Origin of the sequence: Salmonella sp. JXY0409-18 (genome assembly GCF_020268625.1) — a bacterium.
In the GTDB taxonomy this organism is placed as follows: domain Bacteria; phylum Pseudomonadota; class Gammaproteobacteria; order Enterobacterales; family Enterobacteriaceae; genus Salmonella; species Salmonella enterica.
Window position 1 is genome coordinate 1,044,287 of record NZ_CP084216.1, and the last position, 22,829, is coordinate 1,067,115.

Below are 22,829 nucleotides of genomic sequence, written 5' to 3' on the forward strand. Positions count from 1 at the left end.
TCGCAGCCAACGCAGAGGCGGCCTGAAGGATGAAGTGTAGCTTGATTTCAGGATAATTATGAGCAAGAGCACCGCTGAGATCCGTCAGGCGTTTCTCGACTTTTTCCATAGTAAAGGGCATCAGGTAGTTGCCAGCAGTTCCCTGGTGCCTAACAATGACCCCACTCTGTTGTTTACCAATGCCGGGATGAACCAGTTCAAGGATGTTTTCCTTGGGCTCGATAAACGTAATTATTCCCGTGCAACCACTTCCCAGCGTTGCGTACGCGCGGGGGGTAAACACAACGATCTGGAAAACGTCGGATACACTGCACGTCACCATACTTTCTTCGAAATGCTGGGCAACTTCAGCTTCGGCGATTACTTCAAACACGACGCCATTCAGTTCGCATGGGAATTACTGACCGGTGAAAACTGGTTTGCTCTGCCAAAAGAGCGTTTATGGGTCACCGTCTATGAAACCGACGACGAAGCCTATGAGATCTGGGAAAAAGAAGTCGGCATCCCGCGCGAGCGTATCATCCGTATCGGCGACAATAAAGGCGCGCCATACGCATCGGATAACTTCTGGCAGATGGGCGACACCGGTCCCTGCGGTCCGTGCACCGAAATCTTCTACGATCATGGCGACCACATCTGGGGCGGCCCTCCGGGAAGCCCGGAAGAAGACGGCGATCGCTATATTGAGATCTGGAACATCGTCTTTATGCAGTTCAACCGTCAGGCTGACGGGACGATGGAACCATTGCCGAAACCGTCTGTAGATACCGGTATGGGGCTGGAGCGTATTGCCGCGGTACTGCAACACGTTAACTCTAACTATGACATCGACCTGTTCCGCACGTTGATTGAAGCGGTAGCGAAAGTCACCGGTGCCACCGATCTGGGTAATAAATCGCTGCGCGTTATCGCCGACCACATCCGTTCCTGCGCATTCCTGGTTGCCGATGGCGTGCTGCCGTCGAATGAAAACCGTGGCTATGTGCTGCGTCGCATTATTCGTCGCGCGGTGCGTCACGGCAACATGCTGGGCGCGAAAGAGACCTTCTTCTACAAGCTGGTTGGGCCGCTGATTGAGGTAATGGGCTCCGCAGGCGAAGAGTTGAAACGTCAGCAGGCGCAGGTCGAGCAGGTTCTGAAAACGGAAGAAGAGCAGTTCGCCCGTACGCTGGAGCGCGGTCTGGCGCTGCTGGATGAAGAACTGGCGAAATTGCAGGGTGATACCCTGGACGGCGAAACCGCTTTCCGTCTGTATGATACTTATGGTTTCCCGGTCGATTTAACGGCGGACGTCTGCCGTGAGCGCAATATCAAAGTCGACGAAGCCGGTTTTGAAGCAGCCATGGAAGAGCAACGCCGTCGCGCGCGCGAAGCTAGCGGTTTTGGCGCGGACTACAACGCGATGATCCGCGTTGATAGCGCTTCTGAATTTAAAGGTTATGACCATCTGGAACTGAACGGCAAAGTGACTGCGCTGTTTGTCGATGGTAAAGCGGTTGAAGCGATTAACGCGGGACAGGAAGCGGTTGTCGTGCTGGATCAGACCCCATTCTATGCGGAATCAGGCGGTCAGGTTGGCGATAAAGGCGAGCTGAAAGGCGCTGGATTTACTTTCGCTGTGGACGACACGCAAAAATATGGTCAGGCGATTGGTCATATCGGCAAATTGTCTGCGGGCGCTCTGAAAGTGGGCGATGCGGTACAGGCTGACGTAGATGAAGCGCGCCGCGCACGTATCCGTCTGAACCACTCCGCCACGCACCTGATGCACGCGGCGTTGCGCCAGGTGCTTGGGACACACGTTGCACAGAAAGGTTCGCTGGTTAGCGATAAAGTGCTGCGCTTCGACTTCTCGCACAATGAAGCGATGAAGCCGTCGGAGATTCGTCAGGTTGAAGATTTGGTGAATGCGCAAATTCGCCGCAACCTGCCGATTGAAACGAACATCATGGATCTCGACGCGGCGAAGGCGAAAGGCGCCATGGCGCTGTTTGGCGAGAAATATGACGAACGTGTACGCGTTCTGAGCATGGGCGATTTCTCTACCGAACTGTGCGGCGGTACTCACGCCAGTCGTACCGGTGATATCGGTCTATTCCGTATTATCTCTGAGTCCGGCACCGCAGCGGGCATTCGTCGTATTGAGGCGGTAACCGGTGAAGGCGCTATGGCCACCGTTCATGCGCAAAGCGATCGCTTAAACGATATTGCGCATCTGCTGAAGGGCGACAGCCAGAATCTGGGCGACAAAGTGCGTGCCGTGCTGGAACGTACACGTCAGCTGGAAAAAGAGTTGCAGCAGTTGAAGGACCAGGCCGCAGCGCAGGAGAGTGCAAATCTTTCCAGTAAAGCGGTCGATCTCAACGGCGTGAAGCTCCTGGTCAGCGAGCTTGCTAGTATTGAGCCGAAAATGCTGCGAACCATGGTTGATGATCTGAAAAATCAACTGGGGTCTACCGTTATCGTACTGGCAACGGTTGTTGAAGGTAAGGTTTCTCTGATTGCGGGCGTGTCGAAGGATGTGACCGACCGGGTTAAAGCAGGGGAATTGATTGGTATGGTCGCTCAGCAGGTAGGCGGTAAGGGTGGCGGTCGTCCGGACATGGCGCAAGCCGGTGGTACGGATGCGGCAGCTCTGCCTGCAGCGTTAGCCAGTGTACAAGGCTGGGTCAGCGCAAAATTGCAATAATTATAAGCGTTCGTTGGCGCCGCAGCCCGTGCTGCGGCGTTTACGTCAACGCTATCGACAACGATAAAGTCAGGTTGAAGTTTTGTATATCGGCTAAACTTAGGTTTAACAGAATGTAATGCCATGACTGCTTACACCTAAGGTGTTTGTCATCGCTTACTTTTTGGCGTTATATGATGGATAATGCCGGGATACAGAGAGACCCGACTCTTTTAATCTTTCAAGGAGCAAAGAATGCTGATTCTGACTCGTCGAGTTGGTGAGACCCTCATGATTGGCGATGAGGTCACCGTGACAGTTTTAGGGGTGAAGGGCAACCAGGTGCGTATTGGCGTGAACGCCCCGAAAGAAGTTTCTGTCCATCGTGAAGAGATCTACCAGCGTATCCAGGCTGAAAAATCCCAGCAGTCCAGTTACTAAGGTTTTCGCGTCTCACTTTTCGGGTGAGACGCAGCCTCTCTTCTCGCTCGCCCTCGTTGTCCCTTCATGACTTTTTTCAACCCCACTGTTGATATGGTGCGCTTTTGGCGGCCAGCGTGTCATCAAATTATCTGTTGATAAAACACTCTTTTTGGCTTTTTTACAGACTAATTGAGCGTGAAGTGTGCAAACGATAAAAGCTCTGGAAAAATTGTTTGACTTATAAGTCCCAGAAAGTAATATGTGCGCCACGCAGCGACGATGAGCAGAACAAGTTCTTCGAAGCACTCGTAAGAGGCGTGTGGTGAGGTGGCCGAGAGGCTGAAGGCGCTCCCCTGCTAAGGGAGTATGCGGTCAAAAGCTGCATCCGGGGTTCGAATCCCCGCCTCACCGCCATTTGCATCCGTAGCTCAGCTGGATAGAGTACTCGGCTACGAACCGAGCGGTCGGAGGTTCGAATCCTCCCGGATGCACCATCTCTTACTTGATACGGCTTTCCCGCGGTATCAAAATCTGCAGTAAAGTAAGTTTCCCGATGCATCCGTAGCTCAGCTGGATAGAGTACTCGGCTACGAACCGAGCGGTCGGAGGTTCGAATCCTCCCGGATGCACCATCTCTTACTTGATACGGCTTTCACCGCGGTATCAATATCGGCAGTAAAGCAAGTTTTCCGATGCATCCGTAGCTCAGCTGGATAGAGTACTCGGCTACGAACCGAGCGGTCGGAGGTTCGAATCCTCCCGGATGCACCATATTCTCCGTACTTTCAGTGATGAAGATACGGATAAGATAGCGGTAATCACCGCTGGCACCAGGAAGGATAACGTTGCGTCAGCAACGGCCCGAAGGGCGAGCCGTAAGGCGAGTAATCCTCCCGGATGCACCATCTCTTAATTGATACGGCTTTCACCGCGGTATCAATATCAGCAGTAAAGCAAGTTTCCCAATGCATCCGTAGCTCAGCTGGATAGAGTACTCGGCTACGAACCGAGCGGTCGGAGGTTCGAATCCTCCCGGATGCACCATATTCTTCATACTTTCAGCGATGAAGATGCAGATAAGATAGCGGTAATCACCGCTGGCATCAGAAGGATAACGTTGCGTCAGCAACGGCCCATAAGGCGAATAATCCTCCCGGATACGTCACTGCCCTGCAATCGCTTTTCCCCTTATCCTGAATATACCTCTTCATCTCTATTAGCGACAAAATCAACCAATTGCGATAAAGTACTGTCTGGTTATTCGGTTTGCGAGAACACGATGTACGCACGTTATGCTGGTTTGATTTTTGATATGGACGGTACTCTCCTGGATACCGAACCCACGCATCGCAAAGCGTGGCGTGAGGTTTTGGGGCGCTATGGTCTTCGTTTTGATGAACAGGCAATGGTCGCGCTTAACGGTTCGCCAACCTGGCTTATCGCCCAGTCAATCATTGAGCTTAACCATGCCGATCTTGATCCCCTGTCACTGGCGCGTGAGAAAACCGACGCGGTAAAAAGCATCCTGCTGGACTGCGTAGAACCGCTGCCGCTGGTTGAGGTGGTCAAAGCGTGGCATGGGCGGCGTCCCATGTCGGTCGGTACCGGTAGCGAAAGCGCTATCGCGGAAGCCCTGTTAGCGCATCTGGGGCTGCGTCGTTATTTTGATGCGGTTGTGGCGGCAGATCACGTACAGCATCACAAACCCGCGCCTGACACCTTCCTACTGTGCGCCCAGCGGATGGGCGTCATGCCGACGCAGTGCGTGGTATTTGAAGATGCCGATTTTGGTTTACAGGCGGCGCGGGCGGCGGGAATGGATGCCGTGGATGTCCGACTATTGTGAGTGACGGACTGTCGCTCCTGTCTCTGTTTGCCAGTAGTTTTCTCAGCGCGACGCTGTTACCCGGTAATTCTGAGGTGGTTTTGGTTGCTATGCTGGTCTCCGGCGTCAGCCATCCCTGGGTCTTAGTCTTAACAGCAACAATGGGTAATAGCCTTGGAGGGGTAACTAACGTTATTCTTGGGCGTTTCTTTCCGCTGCGCAAAACGTCGCGCTGGCAGGAAAAAGCGACTGGCTGGCTAAAGCGTTATGGCGCAGCCACACTATTATTAAGCTGGATGCCGGTCATCGGTGATTTGTTGTGCCTGTTAGCGGGATGGATGCGCATCCCGTGGGGGCGGACGATCTTTTTTTTGTGTCTTGGTAAGGCGCTGCGCTATGTTGCGCTCGCAGCGGCGACGGTTCAGGGCATGATGTGGTGGTAATAATTGTAGGTTTGGCATGTATGGCCGCCATTACAGTTATGCTTATTAAAACGATTTGGACAGGCGGGAGGTCAATTTGATCCCGGACGTATCACAGGCTCTGGCCTGGCTGGAAAAACATCCTCAGGCGTTAAAGGGGATACAGCGCGGGTTAGAGCGCGAAACGCTGCGTGTCAATGCTGATGGCACGCTGGCGACAACAGGTCATCCTGAAGCGTTAGGTTCAGCGCTGACCCATAAATGGATTACCACGGATTTTGCGGAAGCCCTACTGGAGTTTATTACGCCAGTCGATGGCGATATCCAGCATATGCTCACTTTTATGCGCGATCTCCATCGGTATACGGCCAGGAAACTGGGCGATGAGCGGATGTGGCCATTAAGTATGCCCTGCTATATTGCGGAAGGGCAGGACATAGAGCTGGCGCAGTACGGCACATCAAATACCGGGCGCTTTAAGACGCTCTATCGCGAAGGGCTGAAAAATCGTTATGGCGCCTTGATGCAAACCATCTCCGGCGTACATTACAATTTTTCATTACCGATGGCGTTCTGGCAGGCGAAATGCGGCGTTACGGAAGGCGAAGCGGCAAAAGAAAAAATTTCTGCCGGCTATTTTCGTCTGATTCGCAACTATTACCGTTTTGGCTGGGTCATCCCCTATCTGTTTGGCGCGTCTCCGGCCATTTGTTCCTCTTTCCTGCAAGGAAAGCCAACCACATTACCGTTTGAAAAAACGGACTGCGGCATGTACTACCTGCCGTACGCGACGTCGCTACGTCTGAGCGATTTGGGTTATACCAATAAGTCGCAAAGCAATCTCGGAATTACGTTTAACGATTTGCATGAGTATGTGGCAGGTCTGAAGCGCGCGATTAAAACCCCTTCCGAGGAGTACGCGCGGATTGGTGTGGAAAAAGACGGTAAGCGGCTACAGATTAACAGCAACGTTCTGCAAATTGAAAATGAGCTGTACGCGCCCATTCGTCCCAAGCGCGTGACGCGCAGCGGCGAATCGCCTTCTGACGCGCTTCTGCGTGGTGGTATTGAGTATATTGAAGTTCGTTCTCTCGATATTAACCCGTTCTCACCGATCGGCGTAGACGAGCAACAGGTGCGCTTCCTCGATCTGTTTATGGTCTGGTGCGTATTGGCCGATGCGCCGGAAATGAGTAGCGATGAGCTGTTATGTACGCGTACAAACTGGAATCGCGTTATTCTGGAAGGGCGTAAGCCGGGCCTGACGTTAGGCATTGGCTGTGAAACTGCGCAGTTCCCGCTGCCCAAAGTAGGAAAAGATCTCTTCCGCGATCTGAAACGCGTGGCGCAAACGCTGGACAGTATCCACGGGGGAGAGGAGTATCAAAAGGTGTGTGATGAGTTGGTCGCCTGCTTTGATAATCCTGAACTGACATTCTCCGCCCGGATCCTACGGTCTATGATTGATGAAGGCATTGGCGGCACCGGGAAAGCGTTCGGTGAGGCTTACCGTAATCTGTTACGCGAAGAGCCGCTGGAGATTTTACAGGAAGAAGAGTTTATTGCTGAACGTGACGCTTCAGTACGTCGTCAGCAGGAGATTGAGGCGGCGGATACCGAGCCGTTTGCCGCGTGGCTTGCGAAACACGCCTGACCCAAAAGAAAAAGGCCACTCACGGAGTGGCCAAAATTTCATCGCTGAAAACAGGGATGATGATAACAAATGCGCGTCTTTCATATACTCAGACTCGCCCCGGAACAAAGAGTTCAGTTTATTTTTAAAAAATTATCGGAGGTGACTAAATGCCATTATTAGATAGCTTCGCAGTCGATCATACCCGGATGCAAGCGCCGGCGGTCCGGGTTGCAAAAACGATGAACACCCCGCATGGCGACGCAATCACCGTGTTTGATCTGCGTTTTTGCATTCCGAACAAAGAAGTGATGCCGGAAAAAGGGATTCATACGCTTGAGCATCTGTTTGCTGGCTTTATGCGCGACCACCTCAACGGTAACGGCGTTGAGATTATCGATATCTCGCCGATGGGCTGCCGTACCGGTTTCTACATGAGCCTGATTGGCACGCCGGACGAGCAGCGTGTTGCCGACGCGTGGAAAGCGGCGATGGCGGATGTGCTGAAAGTGCAGGATCAAAACCAGATCCCGGAGCTGAACGTTTACCAGTGCGGTACGTATCAGATGCACTCGCTCAGTGAAGCGCAGGACATTGCCCGTCATATTCTGGAGCGTGATGTACGCGTGAACAGCAATAAAGAGCTGGCGCTACCGAAAGAAAAACTGCAGGAACTGCATATTTAGTCTTATTGGTAAGCGGTTCCAGTATTTAAATTAACCCCGGTTTATGGCCGGGGTTTTTTATTGCTTAATATAATTTGCGTTTATTATATTTGCGGCGAGAATACGTTTTAAATTAAGTAATGCCTGGCCTGTTAAATAATAAAATGTGATCTGGCAAACAGAAAAGGCGGATAACTCACGATGCCAGAGTGTATTGATCACATAAACTAAAAATCATAAATAATTAATAGAAAAACATAATGGAATGCGCCAGATATCCAGGTAATAACAAGACTCTACTAATAGCCGGTCGATGGGGTTTTTAGCAAATCTTATCTGGTATACATCAAACTTAAGGGATAAAAAATGAAGGCTAAATATTTGGCGCTGATGATCGGTGCTTGCTTTTCTCATAACCTTTGGGCAGCGAATAATATCACTATTGAGCAGCGTCTGGCTGAACTGGAGCAACGTGTTGTTAATGCTGAAAAACGGGCATCCGATGCCGAGGCGCAAATTCGCTCGCTGAAACAGCAGCAGGTCGCCGCTACGCCGACGGTGAATGTCCAGTCCGCCGAGCCCATAGCAGCAGGTAAAACGCCGCCGAAGCTGACCTTATCCGGATTCAGCGATATTAAGTTCTATGGCGATGTCGAATTTAATATGGATGCGGCAAGCCGTTCCGGTAGCCTGACCTCGATGAGAACGTCAGCAAATAAAGATTGGGCATCAGGAACCAATGAACGCTGGGATATTAACGGACGCCTGTTACTGGGCTTTGATGGCTACCAGCGGCTGGACAACGGTAATTTTGCCGGGTTCTCTGTACAGCCTCTGGCGGACCTGACCGGAAAAATGAACCTTGATGATGCCGTTTTCTTCTTTGGTCGTGAGAATGACTGGAAAATTAAGGTTGGTCGTTTTGAAGCCTACGATATGTTCCCGCTGAATCAGGATACGTTTATTGAATATTCGGGGAATACAGCGAACGATCTTTACAGTGACGGTTACGGCTATATCTATATGATGAAAGAAGGACGGGGACGTAGCGACAGTGGGGGTAACTTCCTGCTGAGTAAAACCATCGACAACTGGTATTTCGAAGTTAACACATTGCTGGAAAATGGCAGTACGTTATATACCGAGAAGCAGTACCACGGAATGGATTTAAGCAACGATAAAAATGTGGCTTACGTCCGTCCGGTTATCGCCTGGCAAAACGGGCGTTTTTCAACGGCGATAGCGATGGAAAGTAACGTCGTTAACAACGCCTATGGCTACTATGAGAATGGGAAGTGGATCGATCAGTCAGATCGTACGGGCTATGGTTTTACCATGACCTGGAATGGTCAAAAAACTGACCCGGAAGATGGCGCAGTGATTAACCTGAATACCGCCTATATGGATGCGACCGATGAGACAGATTTTACCGCTGGGGTGAATGCGCTGTGGCATCGATTTGAACTGGGTTATATCTATGCGCATAACAAAATCGAAGCCTTCAATGCTACTAATATCGATGCCGTTTGTGAGGACGATTGCTGGATCACCGATCCCGGCAATTATGACATTCACACTATTCATGCCTCATATTTATTCCCCAACGTGATGGATATGAAAAACTTTAACATCTACCTCGGTGCCTATGCTTCATGGGTAGAGGCCAATCCGAATAATGGCGATAACAGTGAAGATGCGCGTTACGGCGGGCGTCTGAGATTCAAATATTTCTTCTGATTGTTGGTCTACTAAAAAAGGGATCCGCAGATCCCTTTTATCAGATAGTTAGTGCGCGCCGCCGCCGCCGCCGCCCGCACCGAAGGGCGGTTTGGCGAACCACACCAGGCCGAGCAGCACCAGGAAGATCCCCGCCGACATCCAGAAGATTTCGTTGGCGGAAATAATCAGCCCCTGATTCGTGATTTGCTGGGCTATCCAGCCTGACGCCTGTTGGTGCGTCATCCCTAAGCCTTCCAGTTTATCGTACATAGCCTGAGCGTTTGGATTATACGCCGTAATCGACTCCGTGAGCTGAGCATGGTGTAGCGACTCACGATCGGTCCACATAGTGGTGGTAATCGAGGTGCCAATTGAACCTGCCAGCGTTCGCGTGAAGTTCGACAGGCTTGATGCCGCCGCCAGCCGTTCGGGCGGTAACCCGGAGAGCGTAATGGTGGTCAGCGGCATGAAGAAGCAGGCGACGGCAAATCCCTGAATAAACTGCGGCCATGCGGAAGCGCCGAAATCCATACCCGGTTCGAACGTCCAGGCGCGCCAGTAAAAACAGACGGCGTACATAATGAAGCTGAACGTGACCAGCCTGCGCATATCCAGTTTATGCGCGAAGCGTCCGATAATCGGCGACAAAATTACCGGAATAATACCGACTGGCGCCGACGCCAGACCTGCCCACGTTGCGGTATAGCCGTACACCTCTTGCAAAAGCTGCGGCAGTAGAACAATGGCGCCGAAATAGAGCATATAGGCAAGGCTGATGCACAAGCAGCCAATAGTGAAGTTACGCGATTTAAAAAGAGAAAGATCGACGATAGGGTGATCGTCGGTCAGTTCCCAGACGATCAGGAAACTGATGGCGATGACGGCGACCACGGTCAGGATGATAATTTCCTGCGAGGAGAACCAGTCCAGTTCTTTACCGCGGTCGAGCATAATTTGCAGGCTGCCGATGCCAATCACCAGTAACGCCAGCCCGACGGCGTCAATACGTCGCCGTTCGGTATGCGTTTCACGTCCGCGCAGCGTGTGTAACGTCATCAGGACGACGGCGATGCCAATCGGCACGTTGATGAAGAAAATCCATCCCCAGTGGTAATTATCACTGATATAGCCCCCCAGAATCGGGCCGCAAATCGGCGCGACAATGACGGTCATTGACCAGAGTGCCAGCGCAATGGAGCGCTTTGCAGGCGGATAGTTATTCAGCAACAGGCTTTGCGAGAGCGGAATCAGCGGCCCGGCGACCACGCCCTGCACCACGCGGAAGAAGATCAGCATATTCAGGCTGCTGGATACGCCACAGGCCCAGGAGGCTGCGGCAAAGGCGACCGTCGACCACATGAACAGTTTGACTTCGCCAAAACGTTTCGCCAGCCAGCCGGTTAAGGGAATCGAGATAGCGTTCGCCACCCCGAAAGAGGTGATAACCCATGTCCCCTGGCTTAGGGAAGAACCCAGGTTCCCGGCGATGGTCGGAATCGCCACGTTGGCAATGGTGGAGTCCAGCACCTGCATGAATGTCGCCAGCGACAGCGCGATCGTCATGATGACGAGCTGCGCGCCTTCCAGCGGTTTTTGCTGTTGCATCACACGCACCTCAGGATTAACCCGCGTTAGCCTGTACGATGTCGTCGATCAGTTTATTGACCGGCGCGAGATTAATTTCGCGTGCGTTACTTTCGGCAACCGGCGTCGTTCGTACCTGGCTGGCCAGTACCTGACCGTCGCGATTAGCGGTATCCACGGTGACCAGCGTCGATAAACCAATACGCAGCGGATGTTGTTCTAACTGGCGGGCGTCCAGTTCGACGCGTACCGGCAGACGTTGAACCACTTTAATCCAGTTACCCGTCGCATTTTGCGCGGGCAGCAGGGAGAAGGCGCTGCCTGTTCCCATATCCAGACCGACGACTTTACCGGTGTATTTTACGTCGTCGCCATAAATATCAGTAATCACCGTCACTGGCTGCCCAATGCGCATATTCGCTAATTGAGTCTCTTTAAAGTTAGCGTCCACCCACAGATCGGTTGCAGGCACCACGGCCATCAGCGGCGTGGTGGGGCTGATTTGCGCGCCAGGCTGGACGGCGCGGCGGGAGACATAACCGGTCATTGGGCTGACGATGCGGGTACGCTCCAGCGCCAGCCAGGCGTTACGCACTTCGGTCGCCGCTTGTTGAACCGCGGGCTGATCTTCCAGTTTACTGTTGAGTATCATTGCCTGGTTGGCATTGTACTGTTGAATGGCAACATCCAGCTGTGCCTGCGCGCTGGCGACGGCATCGCGGGCGTGTTGCAACTCTTCACGGCCAATAAGATTGACGTTACCCAGCGGCACACGACGGTTAAGGTCGCTTTGCGCTTGCGCCAGGGCGGTTTTTTGCACGTCGATATTCGCCTGCAACTGCTTGCTGTTAATCATCAACTGGTGCGTCTGACGCACGCTGGAGGCCAGCGCCGTTTTAGCTTTTTCAAACGCTTGTTTGGCGTCAGTCTGATCGAGCGTGACCAGAACATCGCCCTCTTTTACAAAGTCGGTGTTATCAGCCCAGACTTTCGTCACGCTGCCTGACACCTGCGCCATGATTTGAACCTGGTTCCCTGCCACGTAAGCATCATCTGTCTCTTCAATATGACGCAATACTAAAAACCAATAAATTCCATATGCCACGGCAATAATAACAAAGAGCAAGGTAAGAAGTAGCAGCGCTGTTTTGCGTTTGCCTTTCTTCTTAGCCGGTTGCTGCGGGGTTTGGATCTCCGCATTTGCGCTCATGTTGTTCTCCACGATCTTATTATTCACATCGGCTGAGCCGACCTGTTGTCAGAAAGGCCAGCAGTAACGCGTGCCGGCCTGTCCGCTTTCCTGTTATTAATCTGGATTTTTGAGCGGGTCGGCGCTTTAGCGCAGCGCCTCAAGAACAGTGCCTTCCTGCTCCATTTGATCAAGACGCGTCAGGAGTTTACGAGTGATGTGCTCAAGTTGATCTTTTTCGGCAGTGCTAAGTGATGACCAGAGTTGATGCAGACAATGATGCTGAGGTGGAAGCACTTCTTGCAAAAATGCCTGGCCTTTCTCCGTTAATTGCAGATGCAGGCAACGGCGGTCGTTATCGCTCTCACGACGCTCAATCCAGCCGCGTTTTTCCAGCTCATCTGCAATGCGTGTCGCATTGGTGCGAGATGAACCCAGCGCGCAGCTTAATTCAGACGGCTGAATACTGTGGTTTTCCTGAGACTCCAGCGTAATCAACGCCATAAACAACGTCTCGTTAATCCCTTGAGCCTTCAGCATTTTATTGCGGTTTTCCAGGAGCTTGCCTTGCATGTGCATACAAAGACGAGTCAAAAGAATTTCCTGGTAAGGAAAGTCTTCGTGACGGCTGGCGCGAAATTTTAGCATTTGTTCAATGGGCGTAAACGAACTATCCATTTGGGCATGACCTCATTAATTTCAGCCGATATAGTAACGACAGTGACAAATAAAGTAAATGTATTATTAATACAAAATCATTCTTTCAGGCTATAAAGCAACCAATGATACGCAGACTGAGACGCCAGCGGGAACATTGGGCCCGGTAAAGCGCCGCCTGCGGCAAGTCCAGGAATGACGAGAAAAGCGTGAGTGCCTGCATGAAAAAATCAGGAGAGAACGATAAGCGGGAGGGGCGAAAGCCGGGTAAACGGCCTTACAACCCGATGCAAAAGCCACCGGAATATCACGGATAGCTATCGGTGAACGACCTTCGAATCCTTGAACGGGCGCTATTGGCCTGGGAGCAGATGGGGATGCAGGGCTTTCCATAGAATTATATTATTCTTCACCGGTATAAAAATAACCATGATAAATGAATAGCATAACCTTAACAGACTGGGGAGCTCCTTAACACCCTAAGGAGCTTAAACAAAGGTAAACGCTCACTATCCGCTTAATTTACGGCTTCCTGTCGGTGAAAACCTCGCCACCAGACCAGTAAATTAAGTAAGGCTACCGTGACACCCGACAGACAAACGCCGGCCCAGCCAGCATGTTGCCAGGCGGAGGCGGAAATCAGCGACCCCGCGGCGCCACCGATAAAGTAGCTGGTCATATAGCCGGCGGTGAGCCGGTTACGCGCACCCGGATGCAAACGATAGATGACCGTCTGATTGGTGATATGTACCCCCTGAACGGTGAGGTCCAGTACCAGAATGCCAATAATCAGCGCCAGTACCGAGGTGTGCCCAAGCCAGATAGCCAACCAGGAGAGTAACAGCAGCAGTAAGCCGAACGTGGTGGTGAGGTGAGATTTACCTTTATCGGCAAATCCGCCCGCCGGACGCGCGCCTAAAGCGCCGGCGGCCCCCGCCAGGCCAAACAGGCCAATCATTCCCTCGGAGTAGCCAAACGGCGGCGCGGCGAGCAAAAAGGCCATTGACGTCCAGAGGATGCTGAAATTAGCAAAGGTCAGACAGCCCAGCAGCGCGCGGGTACGCAGCAGCTTATCGTGAATAAACAGGCTGAATACAGAACCCAACAGTTGCGGGTAGTTAAGATGGGTGTCGGATTTGAGTTTTGGCAGTCCGCGCCACAACGCGACGGCCATCAGCGCCATCAGCGCCGACGCTACCCAAAATACGGTGCGCCAACCGCCGAGGTTTGCCAGCAGTCCGGCGACCGTTCGCGCCAGCAGGATCCCCAGCAACAGGCCGCTCATAATGGTGCCGACCACTTTACCGCGGGTGGCGGGCGTCGCAAGCGTGGCGGCCAGCGGAACCAGAATCTGCGCCACCACGGAGAACAGTCCGGTTAAGGCCGTTCCGAGTATCATCATGCTAAGCGACTGACTGCTGGCGGTGATCAGCATTCCGCCAGCCGCCAGCAACGTCATGGAGACAATCAGCGTTCGGCGTTCAAACATGTCGCCGAGCGGCACCAGAAACAACAGGCCAGCGGCATAGCCCAACTGCGCGGCGGTAACGATAAACCCTGCGGAGCTGGCGGAAAGCGAAAAGTGATGCGCGATGGTATCAAGCAGCGGCTGGGCGTAGTAGTTGCTGGCGACCGCCAGACCCGTGGCGACAGACATTAAAACGATCAGCGCCGGGCTAAGCCCATGAGTGGGTTTCGTCATGATGGTAATCGTGATTCAGATAATTATTTCCTGGGAAAACAATCATAGCGGATGTTGATGAATAAAGGGGAACGGTGACGTGATGAATCGTGCGCTTTGAGGAGAGATTGCGTTGGCCGGATAGCGGCGCATGAACTGCGCCTTATCCGGCATAAAAAACGATCTTATTTCTGCGCGGCCAGCGCTTCTTTCACCCAGCCGTCAAACTGCTGCTGGTGGGCGTTGATCCAGCCGTCCACATGGCCCTGAACATCGGCTTCAGACGATTTACCGGCATGCATCATGGCGTTCTGCGCGTTGATATCCGCCAGCGGCAGCTTCATGATGGCGAACAGTTTCGCCGCCGCCGGGTTTTTCTCCGCCCATGCCTTATTGGCGACAATATGCATGGTATTAACCGGGAACCCATAGTTCGCGCCGTTCGGCAGTTTAGTATCAATATTTTTCTGTTCGCCCGGCAGGGAGGAGAACGGCACCTGTAGCCAGACGACATCTTTACCCGGCTTCATTACGTCGCTCACCCAGTACGGGGTCCAGGTGTAATACAGCACCGGCTTGCCTTCTTTAAAACGGGTAATGGTATCAGCCATCATCGCCGCATAGTTACCGTGGCTGACCTCAACGGTTTTTTGCAGATCAAACGCTTTATTCTGGTGATTGATCACGGCTTCGCAGCCCCAGCCCGGCGAGCAGCCCATCATGTCCGCTTTTCCGTCGCCATTGGTATCGAAGATTTTGGCGATTTTCGGATCTTTTAGCTGAGCGATATTGGTGATGTTGTACTGCTCGGCGGTTTTTTTATCGATCAGATAGCCCTGCGCAGCGCCGGAGACGAAGACACCCTCGCGGTAAAACTTTTTGTCTCCGCCTGCTGCGGCATACATATCATCATGCAGCGGCTGCCAGTTCACGGCGGTAAACGTCGCATCGCCAGAGGCGATGGAGGTATAGCCTACGTTGTAATCGACTTCACTCGGCTTATTTACGGTATAACCCAACTTTTCCAGCGCCCGGCTGACCAGTAACGTCTGGAAGGACTCTTCAGAAATAGTGCTTTGGATAGGTTGGACGGTAATGCCTTTGCCAGGCAGGTCGGCAGCGAAAGCGCTGGCGGTGACAAGGGTGGCAAACGCTGAGGCAAATATCACAGTATGTCGCATCGTTGTTCCTTTAATTATGGTAGGGAGTTGTAAGCCCGGTAAGCGCAGCGTCACCGGGCGTCAGGAGAGTTACTTAACGAAAGGGCGGGTGATTAGCCCAACAGGACCGGTGGTATACCAGCGACGGTTACCGCGGCTACGCGAGTCGCGCCCGACGGCCTGCGTCAGACGGTCCAGAATGATGGCGAGAATCACAATGCCGACGCCGCCGACGGTTGCCAGCCCCATATCAAGACGACCAATACCGCGTAGTACCATCTGGCCAAGCCCACCGACCGCAATCATCGAGGCGATGACGACCATCGAGAGAGCCAGCATCAGCGTCTGATTAACACCTGCCATAATGGTGGGCATCGCCAGCGGTAGCTGCACTTTGAACAACATTTGGCGCGGGCTGGCGCCGAACGAGCGCGACGCTTCAATTAAGTCGGCAGGCACCTGGTTAATGCCCAGGATCGTCAGGCGTATAATCGGCGGTAGAGCAAAAATAATCGTCACCACCACGCCCGGCACGTTACCGATGCCGAATAACATGACAATCGGCACCAGATAGACAAACGCGGGCGTGGTCTGCATCGCATCCAGCAGCGGACGAACTATTTTGGCCGCACGCGGGCTGCGCGCCAGCCAGATTCCCATCGGTAATCCGATCACGACGCAGAACAACAGGGCGGTCAGCACCAGCGCCAGGGTAATCATCGCCTGCGACCAGGCACCGATCGCGCCGATGGCGATCAGCGATATCAGCGCCGCGATCCCCATGCCCACGCCGGAAACCTGCCAGGCAATCAGCGCAAAGAGAATAATCGCCACAGGGGCGGGCATTCCCAGCAGCAGTTGCTGAAAGCCGTTAAGAATGTAATCCACCGGCACACGAATCCCCTGAAAAAGGGGACGGAAATGGGTGACGACCCAGTCGATTCCCTCTGTGACCCAGCTATCCAGCGGGATCAGCGTCTTATGGAACGGGTCCAGAAGAGAAAAGTGTTCAGGGGCTGGCGCGGGCGCGCTGTTCAACCAGTCGGTACTGCCGCCGTCCGTGGCTACGCCTGCCGGTGTTCCCCAGGCATCAGCCGTTTGCGTCGTAGTATCGGCCACCTGTGCGGTATCCCACGGATTCGTTTGATCAGCCATTGTTACCCCCCTCGCGATCTAAAGCCTGTAGCAACATACGTTTTGAAATAATGCCAACATACTGGTGTTCTTCATCGACAACCGGCACCGCGCAGGGCGCCTGACCGACGTGAGAGAGCAACTCGCTGAGTGGGGTTTGCGCATCAACGACTAAAGGGTCGTCGATAAGCGCCGCTTCAATCCCTTGCGCCTGGCTTAATGCCGCTTTTAATGAGTCGATGGACACGACGCCCACGAATTTATTGCCACGCTCAATGACGTAACCATATTCACGGTCTTCGTCCTGTAATAATTTCAGTGCCGAACGGGGACCGAAACCTGGCGTTTTACGAATTAAGCCGACCGGACTGCGACGGGCAATATCTTTGGCGCTAAAGACCTGACTAATATCCACGCCACGGAAGAACGTGCGGACATAATCATTTGCCGGATTATTCAGGATCTCATCCGGCGTACCAACCTGTACGACCTCGCCATTTTGCATAATGGCAATCCTGTCGCCAATACGCATAGCCTCATCAAGATCGTGGGAAATAAAGACAATGGTGCGCTGATGTTTCGCCTGTAATTTCACCAGCTCATCCTGCATTTCGGTACGAATTAATGGATCGAGGGCGGAAAACGCTTCATCCATTAATAAGATATCAGGGTTGATTGCCAGCGCGCGGGCAAGTCCAACACGCTGACGCATCCCACCGGAAAGTTCATCCGGATAGGCGTGAGCGTAATTCTCAAGCCCTACCTGACGCAAGGCGTCCAGCGCTTTTTCGCGACGCTCTTGCGCCGCGATGCCCGCTAATTCCATACCGAATGCCGTATTATCCAGCACGGTCATATGCGGCATGAGCGCAAATGACTGGAAGACCATCGCAATCTTTTTCCTGCGCACCTCGCGAAGCTCAGCGTCTGATATTTTGGCAATATCAACGCCGTCAATCAGTACCTGTCCGCGGGTGGGTTCAATCAGGCGATTGAGAAGGCGTACCATTGTGGATTTACCCGAGCCGGATAATCCCATGATGACAAATATCTCGCCTTCTTCAATGGCCAGACTGGCGTCTTTAACGCCAAGCGATAGCCCCGTTTTTTCCAGTATTTGCTCTTTCGATAGTCCCTTTTCAATATATTTGAAGGCACGCTGCGGATGCTCTCCAAATATTTTATACAGATTCTTCACTTCTAATTTAATTGCCATGCAATAGAATGATTCCTGTTATTTACTTATGTCGATATGTTACCTGATAGAAATAGTTACCTTTTTCTACCCTAACATACTCAGAATCTGAGACAACCCTGAATTTGCTTCTGGCATGAATATTGCGAGGTGCTATCGGCTGTGATTTCCCATGATATAAGGGCTGAACGCGAATGGGGAGGGAGAGATATTTTTTGAGACAACCAGCAAAAATCCACCTGAATTGGGGGAATCCAGGTGAATAATGTCACTCGTATTGAGTGTAGGACATGTTGTAATATTTGCGCGATTTAACACGGTATTGCTTGAAATAAAGGCATGGAAAATGTAACGTTATTTCCCATGCCCGTAAGATTAAAAATTCCAGTCTTCGTCTTCGGTTTCGACTGTTTTCCCCATCACATAAGATGAACCTGAGCCGGAAAAGAAATCATGGTTTTCGTCGGCATTCGGCGAGAGCGCGGCAAGGATTGCGGGATTCACGTCTGCCATCTCCGGCGGAAATAACGCCTCATAACCCAGGTTCATTAAGGCTTTATTGGCGTTGTAGCACAAGAAGGCTTTGACGTCGTTAACCCAGCCGGTTTCCGCATATAATGCTTCTGTGTAGCGGATTTCGTTGTCGTACAGTTCCATTAACAAATCCAGCGCGAAAAGCTTTAACTCTTCACGCTCGATTGCCGATAGTTTTTGTAGCGCTATCTGATACTTATAGCCAATATAATAACCGTGAACCGCTTCATCGCGAATGATTAAACGAATCAGGTCGGCAGTGTTCGTGAGCTTACCGCGGCTGGAGAAATACATCGGTAGCCAGAAGCCGGAATAGAACAGAAAAGACTCTAAAAAGACGCTGGCAATCTTTTTCTTTAGCGGTTCATCGCTGACGTAATGAGCCAAAATAATCTGCGCCTTACGCTGTAGCGTCGGGTTTTCTTCGCTCCAGGCGTAGGCGGCATCAACCTCTTTTGTCTGGCACAGCGTGGAAAAAATAGAACTGTAAGAGCGGGCGTGTACCGCTTCCATAAAGCTGATGTTCGACAGTACTGCCTCTTCATGCGGCGTGATGGCATCTGCCATTAACGACGGCGCGCCTGCGATGTTCTGGATAGTGTCAAGCAGCGTAAGACCCGTAAACACGCGAATGGTGAGCTGCTGTTCGGCGGCGCTCAGCGTCTGCCAGGCCGGAATATCATTCGATAACGGCACTTTTTCCGGCAGCCAGAAGTTACTGGTCAGCCGGTTCCACACCTCCAGATCTTTGTCGTCCTGGATCTTGTTCCAGTTGATGGCGCTAATACGAGATAATTTCATATGGCTTTCCTTATAGCGCGCAGGATACGCAGCCTTCAATTTCAGTACCTTCCAGCGCCAACTGGCGAAGCCGGATGTAATACAGTGACTTAATACCTTTTCGCCAGGCATAGATCTGCGCTTTGTTGATATCGCGGGTCGTGGCGGTATCGGGGAAAAACAGGGTGAGCGACAGTCCTTGATCGACGTGGCGCGTGGCCTCGGCATAGGTATCAATAATTTTTTCCGGACCGATATCGTAGGCATCCTGATACATGTCCAGATTTTCATTGGTCATAAACGGCGCGGGGTAATACACACGCCCGGTTTTGCCCTCTTTGCGAATCTCAATTTTGGCCACAATCGGATGAATGCTGGAAGTCGCATGATTAATGTAAGAAATCGAACCGGTCGGCGGCACCGCCTGCAAATTTTGGTTATAGATGCCATAGCGCATCACATCGTCGCGCAGCTTTAGCCACATTTCTCGTGTGGGCAGCGTAATGCCGCTGCGGGCAAATAGCGCCCTGACTTTCGCCGTTTTCGGTTGCCAGTCGTCCTGTAAATACTGCGTAAAATAGTCGCCGCTGGCATAGCGCGACTGCGCAAATCCGGCGAAGGTTTTGCCGCGTTCGCGGGCCAGCCGCATTGAAGTATGCACGGCATGCCAGGTAATGGTGTAAAAATAGAAATTGGTGAAATCCAACGCCTCCGGCGAACCGTAGGCAATGCCTTCTCTCGCCAGATAGCCATGCAGATTCATCTGGCCCAGACCGATGGCATGAGAGGCGGCATTACCGGCGGCTATTGAGGGCACGCTGCGTATATGGCTCATGTCCGACACCGCCGTCAGGCCGCGAATAGCGGTTTCTACGGTACGACCAATGTCCGGTGAATCCATGACGTGAGCGATATTCAGCGAGCCGAGATTGCAGGAGATGTCATGCCCGATGTGGGTATAGTCAAGGTTATCGTCGTAACGGGAGGCGCTATTGACCTGTAAAATTTCCGAGCACAGATTGCTCATATTAATGCGACCAGCAATGGGATTCGCGCGGTTTACCGTATCTTCAAACATGATGTAGGGATACCCGGATTCGAACTGAATCTCCGCCAGTGTTTGAAAAAAGTCACGGGCGTTAATATAGGTTTTACGCACGTGTGGATCGGCAATTAATTCATCGTACCGTTCGCTAATGGCGATATCGCCAAACGGTTTGCCGTAGCGTCGTTGTACGTCATAGGGCGAAAAGAGCGCCATTTGCGCGTTTTCTTTCGCCAGCCGGAAGGTGATATCCGGGATCACCACGCCGAGAGAGAGCGTTTTGATCCGGATTTTTTCGTCAGCATTTTCCCGTTTGGTATCCAGAAAACGCAGAATATCCGGGTGGTGCGCATGGAGATAAACCGCGCCGGCCCCCTGGCGCGCGCCAAGCTGGTTGGCATACGAAAATGCGTCTTCCAGCATTTTCATCACCGGGATCACGCCGGAAGACTGATTCTCAATGCGTTTGATCGGCGCGCCCGCCTCGCGCAGATTGGAGAGTAAAAACGCGACGCCGCCGCCGCGTTTGGAGAGTTGCAGCGCCGAATTCACCGCTCGCCCGATCGACTCCATATTGTCTTCGATACGGAGCAGGAAGCAGGAGACCAGTTCCCCACGCTGCTGTTTACCGCAATTTAAAAAAGTCGGGGTAGCAGGCTGAAAGCGACCAGAAAGCATTTCATCGGTCAGTTGGGTGGCCAGCGTTTCGTCACCCTGCGCCAGCGTCAACGCCACCATTGTCACCCGATCTTCAAAGTGTTCCAGATAACGTTTGCCGTCGAAGGTTTTCAGCGTGTAACTGGTATAGAACTTCCAGGCGCCAAGAAACGTCTGGAAGCGAAAGCCGCTGGCGTGGGCGTGCTCGAACAGGCGGAGGACGAAGGCGCGGTCGTAACGCGCGAGGACAGCGTCATCGTAATACCCTTCCCGAACCAGCGTCTCCAGACGTTCATGCTGGCTGGCAAACGTCACGGAATGCGGGCGGACGTGGGCGGCAAAGAAGGCGTCGATCGCCTGCTGGTCCTTGTCGAACTGAATATGGCCTGCTTTATCATAAAGATTCAGCATCGCGTTCAGGGCGTGGTAATCCATGGTTTCCTGCATTACGCGCTCCGGGATAGTTGTTGCCAAAATTCATTTACTCCTTTTCGGACGTTATCGATGTCGCGTTGTGTGCCCATGAGCTCAAAGCGGTACAGCCAGGGAACGCCGCATTTTTGTGCTATCACATCGCCAGCGCATCCCCAGGCATCGCCGAAATTGCGATTACCGGAGGCGATAACGCCGCGAATGCGCGCCCGGTTGTGTTCATCATTTAAAAAGCGGATCACCTGTCGCGGCACCGCACCGGCCATCCCGCCGCCGCCGTATGACGGCACAACCAGAATGTACGGTTCGTCTACCTGAATTCGCTCCCGTTCATTGAGCGGAATACGCGTGGCAGGCAGCCCCAGACGCTGCATAAAACGGTGCGTATTTTCAGAGCTGCTGGAGAAGTAGACGAGCGCGCTCATGCGTTTGCCGCGTGGGGTGTCGGGTGCAGACGGTTAATCATGTCCGGGCGGAAGCCAGACCAGCTCAAATCGCCCGCCATCACCACCGGTAATTGACGAAATCCTTGCGCCCGGAGCGTATCCGCTGCATCCGGCACCAGATCGACGTTCACCATCTCAAATTCAAATCCACGGCTTTCCATCGCCCGCTTTGTGGCGTGGCACTGAACACAGTTATTGCGAGTGTAAATAGTAATGCTCATGATTCGTATTTCCATTTAAAATGAGAAAACGGCGCGATGAAACGCGTCGGATTGTCGGATGTTGATACAGGAAATACTAGATGTAGTTGAATTAAGATTCAACCATACAAGATATGGGAATTTTCGATTGGTTTTAACGTCGCTGATGAACGCAGCGGGGTAGGGGCGGCATGGCTAATTTTTGCCGGATGGCGGCGTGAACACCCGATCCGGCCTGCAGGTTCACGCATAACAGAGTTGGCTGACATCAGCACCATCCGGCAACAATGCGTCACATTCGCATACCGATCGCCAGACGGTTAAAGCAGTTCATTAAACCGATGGCGAAGGTCAGATCGCTGATTTCACGCGCGCTGAAATGATCGAGCAGCGGCAGGTAAACATTATCTTCGGCGTGGGTTTCAGCAATGTGCGTCACCGATTCCGCCCAGGCTAACGCCGCGCACTCTTGCTCGCTGAAATGGTGGCTTACCCGCCATCCTGCCAGCGCATCTAATTTAGCTTGATTTACGCCAGCCTTACGCAACGCTTTACTGTGCATCTCCAGGCAAAATGCACAACCATTTATTTGCGAAACACGCAGGTAAATCAGCTCCATCAGCGTGGGGTCAAGCGTGCTCTTTTCCAGCGCGTTTTTCGCCTGCACCAGAGCGCTGTAAACCTCCGGGCTCAGTTCATAATAGGGTTGGCGTAACGTCGTCATCATGTGTCTCCTCGTGTTGATGACGAGCACTGTAGCACTATAATGGTCTGTAAAAG

General features: G+C 52.5%; 19 protein-coding genes and 5 tRNA genes. 12 read left to right on the top strand and 12 right to left on the bottom strand.

Going from position 1 to position 22,829, the window contains the following annotated elements; all coding sequences use genetic code 11:
• Nucleotides 1-58 precede the first annotated feature (58 nt).
• The 12 genes from alaS (at nt 59) to LDB27_RS05095 (ending at nt 9,373) form a co-directional block, all read left to right on the top strand.
• Nucleotides 59-2,689, top strand: a complete 2,631-nt coding sequence (gene alaS, locus LDB27_RS05040) for an alanine--tRNA ligase (RefSeq protein WP_000047221.1) — start codon at nt 59-61, stop codon at nt 2,687-2,689.
• Nucleotides 2,690-2,923: 234 nt separating this feature from the next.
• Nucleotides 2,924-3,109 carry a carbon storage regulator CsrA gene (gene csrA / locus LDB27_RS05045; protein ID WP_000906486.1) on the top strand — a complete coding sequence of 62 codons (186 nt, stop codon included), beginning with the start codon at nt 2,924-2,926 and terminating at the stop codon, nt 3,107-3,109.
• A 303-nt stretch (nt 3,110-3,412) separates the two neighbouring features.
• A tRNA-Ser gene (locus tag LDB27_RS05050) sits at nt 3,413-3,505 on the top strand.
• A 3-nt stretch (nt 3,506-3,508) separates the two neighbouring features.
• Nucleotides 3,509-3,585, top strand: a tRNA-Arg gene (locus LDB27_RS05055).
• Between the two features lie 61 nt (nt 3,586-3,646).
• Nucleotides 3,647-3,723, top strand: a tRNA-Arg gene (locus tag LDB27_RS05060).
• Nucleotides 3,724-3,785: 62 nt separating this feature from the next.
• Nucleotides 3,786-3,862, top strand: a tRNA-Arg gene (locus LDB27_RS05065).
• Between the two features lie 196 nt (nt 3,863-4,058).
• Nucleotides 4,059-4,135, top strand: a tRNA-Arg gene (locus LDB27_RS05070).
• Between the two features lie 235 nt (nt 4,136-4,370).
• Nucleotides 4,371-4,937 carry a fructose-1-phosphate/6-phosphogluconate phosphatase gene (gene yqaB / locus LDB27_RS05075; protein WP_000271296.1) on the top strand — a complete coding sequence of 189 codons (567 nt, stop codon included), beginning with the start codon at nt 4,371-4,373 and terminating at the stop codon, nt 4,935-4,937.
• Complete coding sequence (locus tag LDB27_RS05080) at nt 4,934-5,359, top strand: YqaA family protein (protein ID WP_001279499.1); 426 nt, start codon at nt 4,934-4,936, stop codon at nt 5,357-5,359. Before yqaB ends, LDB27_RS05080 begins: the two co-directional genes overlap by 4 nt.
• Nucleotides 5,360-5,435: 76 nt before the next feature.
• Nucleotides 5,436-6,992 (top strand): glutamate--cysteine ligase, encoded by a 1,557-nt coding sequence (gene gshA, locus LDB27_RS05085; RefSeq protein WP_000611821.1) that lies wholly within the window; start codon nt 5,436-5,438, stop codon nt 6,990-6,992.
• Between the two features lie 149 nt (nt 6,993-7,141).
• Entirely contained in the window at nt 7,142-7,657 is a 516-nt protein-coding gene (luxS, locus tag LDB27_RS05090) for an S-ribosylhomocysteine lyase (protein WP_001130194.1), read from the top strand.
• 345 nt (nt 7,658-8,002) lie between these two features.
• Complete coding sequence (locus tag LDB27_RS05095) at nt 8,003-9,373, top strand: carbohydrate porin (protein WP_000645140.1); 1,371 nt, start codon at nt 8,003-8,005, stop codon at nt 9,371-9,373.
• A 48-nt stretch (nt 9,374-9,421) separates the two neighbouring features.
• Here LDB27_RS05095 and emrB read toward each other — a convergent pair whose 3' ends face one another.
• From emrB to LDB27_RS05155, 12 genes are all read right to left on the bottom strand, one after another.
• A complete protein-coding gene (emrB, locus tag LDB27_RS05100; RefSeq protein ID WP_001187297.1) occupies nt 9,422-10,960 on the bottom strand; it encodes a multidrug efflux MFS transporter permease subunit EmrB in 1,539 nt (512 codons plus the stop codon).
• 16 nt (nt 10,961-10,976) lie between these two features.
• Nucleotides 10,977-12,149, bottom strand: a complete 1,173-nt coding sequence (emrA, locus tag LDB27_RS05105) for a multidrug efflux MFS transporter periplasmic adaptor subunit EmrA (protein WP_225519924.1) — start codon at nt 12,147-12,149, stop codon at nt 10,977-10,979.
• Between the two features lie 126 nt (nt 12,150-12,275).
• Nucleotides 12,276-12,806 carry a transcriptional repressor MprA gene (mprA, locus tag LDB27_RS05110; protein ID WP_000378431.1) on the bottom strand — a complete coding sequence of 177 codons (531 nt, stop codon included), beginning with the start codon at nt 12,804-12,806 and terminating at the stop codon, nt 12,276-12,278.
• 496 nt (nt 12,807-13,302) lie between these two features.
• A complete protein-coding gene (locus LDB27_RS05115) occupies nt 13,303-14,487 on the bottom strand; it encodes an MFS transporter (protein ID WP_000165765.1) in 1,185 nt (394 codons plus the stop codon).
• 164 nt (nt 14,488-14,651) lie between these two features.
• Nucleotides 14,652-15,647, bottom strand: coding sequence for a glycine betaine/L-proline ABC transporter substrate-binding protein ProX (gene proX / locus LDB27_RS05120; protein WP_001216613.1), 996 nt, complete (start codon nt 15,645-15,647; stop codon nt 14,652-14,654).
• 69 nt (nt 15,648-15,716) lie between these two features.
• Complete coding sequence (gene proW / locus LDB27_RS05125) at nt 15,717-16,781, bottom strand: glycine betaine/L-proline ABC transporter permease ProW (RefSeq protein WP_000775015.1); 1,065 nt, start codon at nt 16,779-16,781, stop codon at nt 15,717-15,719.
• On the bottom strand, nt 16,774-17,976 hold the full coding sequence (gene proV, locus LDB27_RS05130) for a glycine betaine/L-proline ABC transporter ATP-binding protein ProV (RefSeq protein ID WP_000985529.1): 1,203 nt from the start codon (nt 17,974-17,976) through the stop codon (nt 16,774-16,776). Before proV ends, proW begins: the two co-directional genes overlap by 8 nt.
• Nucleotides 17,977-18,330: 354 nt before the next feature.
• Nucleotides 18,331-19,290, bottom strand: coding sequence for a class 1b ribonucleoside-diphosphate reductase subunit beta (gene nrdF / locus LDB27_RS05135; RefSeq protein WP_000777908.1), 960 nt, complete (start codon nt 19,288-19,290; stop codon nt 18,331-18,333).
• Nucleotides 19,291-19,300: 10 nt separating this feature from the next.
• On the bottom strand, nt 19,301-21,418 hold the full coding sequence (gene nrdE / locus LDB27_RS05140) for a class 1b ribonucleoside-diphosphate reductase subunit alpha (protein ID WP_001543279.1): 2,118 nt from the start codon (nt 21,416-21,418) through the stop codon (nt 19,301-19,303).
• Nucleotides 21,418-21,828 carry a class Ib ribonucleoside-diphosphate reductase assembly flavoprotein NrdI gene (gene nrdI / locus LDB27_RS05145; RefSeq protein ID WP_001275402.1) on the bottom strand — a complete coding sequence of 137 codons (411 nt, stop codon included), beginning with the start codon at nt 21,826-21,828 and terminating at the stop codon, nt 21,418-21,420. The genes nrdE and nrdI overlap by 1 nt, the downstream gene beginning before the upstream one ends.
• On the bottom strand, nt 21,825-22,070 hold the full coding sequence (gene nrdH, locus LDB27_RS05150; protein ID WP_000028870.1) for a glutaredoxin-like protein NrdH: 246 nt from the start codon (nt 22,068-22,070) through the stop codon (nt 21,825-21,827). Before nrdH ends, nrdI begins: the two co-directional genes overlap by 4 nt.
• Nucleotides 22,071-22,341: 271 nt before the next feature.
• Entirely contained in the window at nt 22,342-22,773 is a 432-nt protein-coding gene (locus tag LDB27_RS05155) for a carboxymuconolactone decarboxylase family protein (protein WP_000209815.1), read from the bottom strand.
• Nucleotides 22,774-22,829 lie beyond the last annotated feature (56 nt).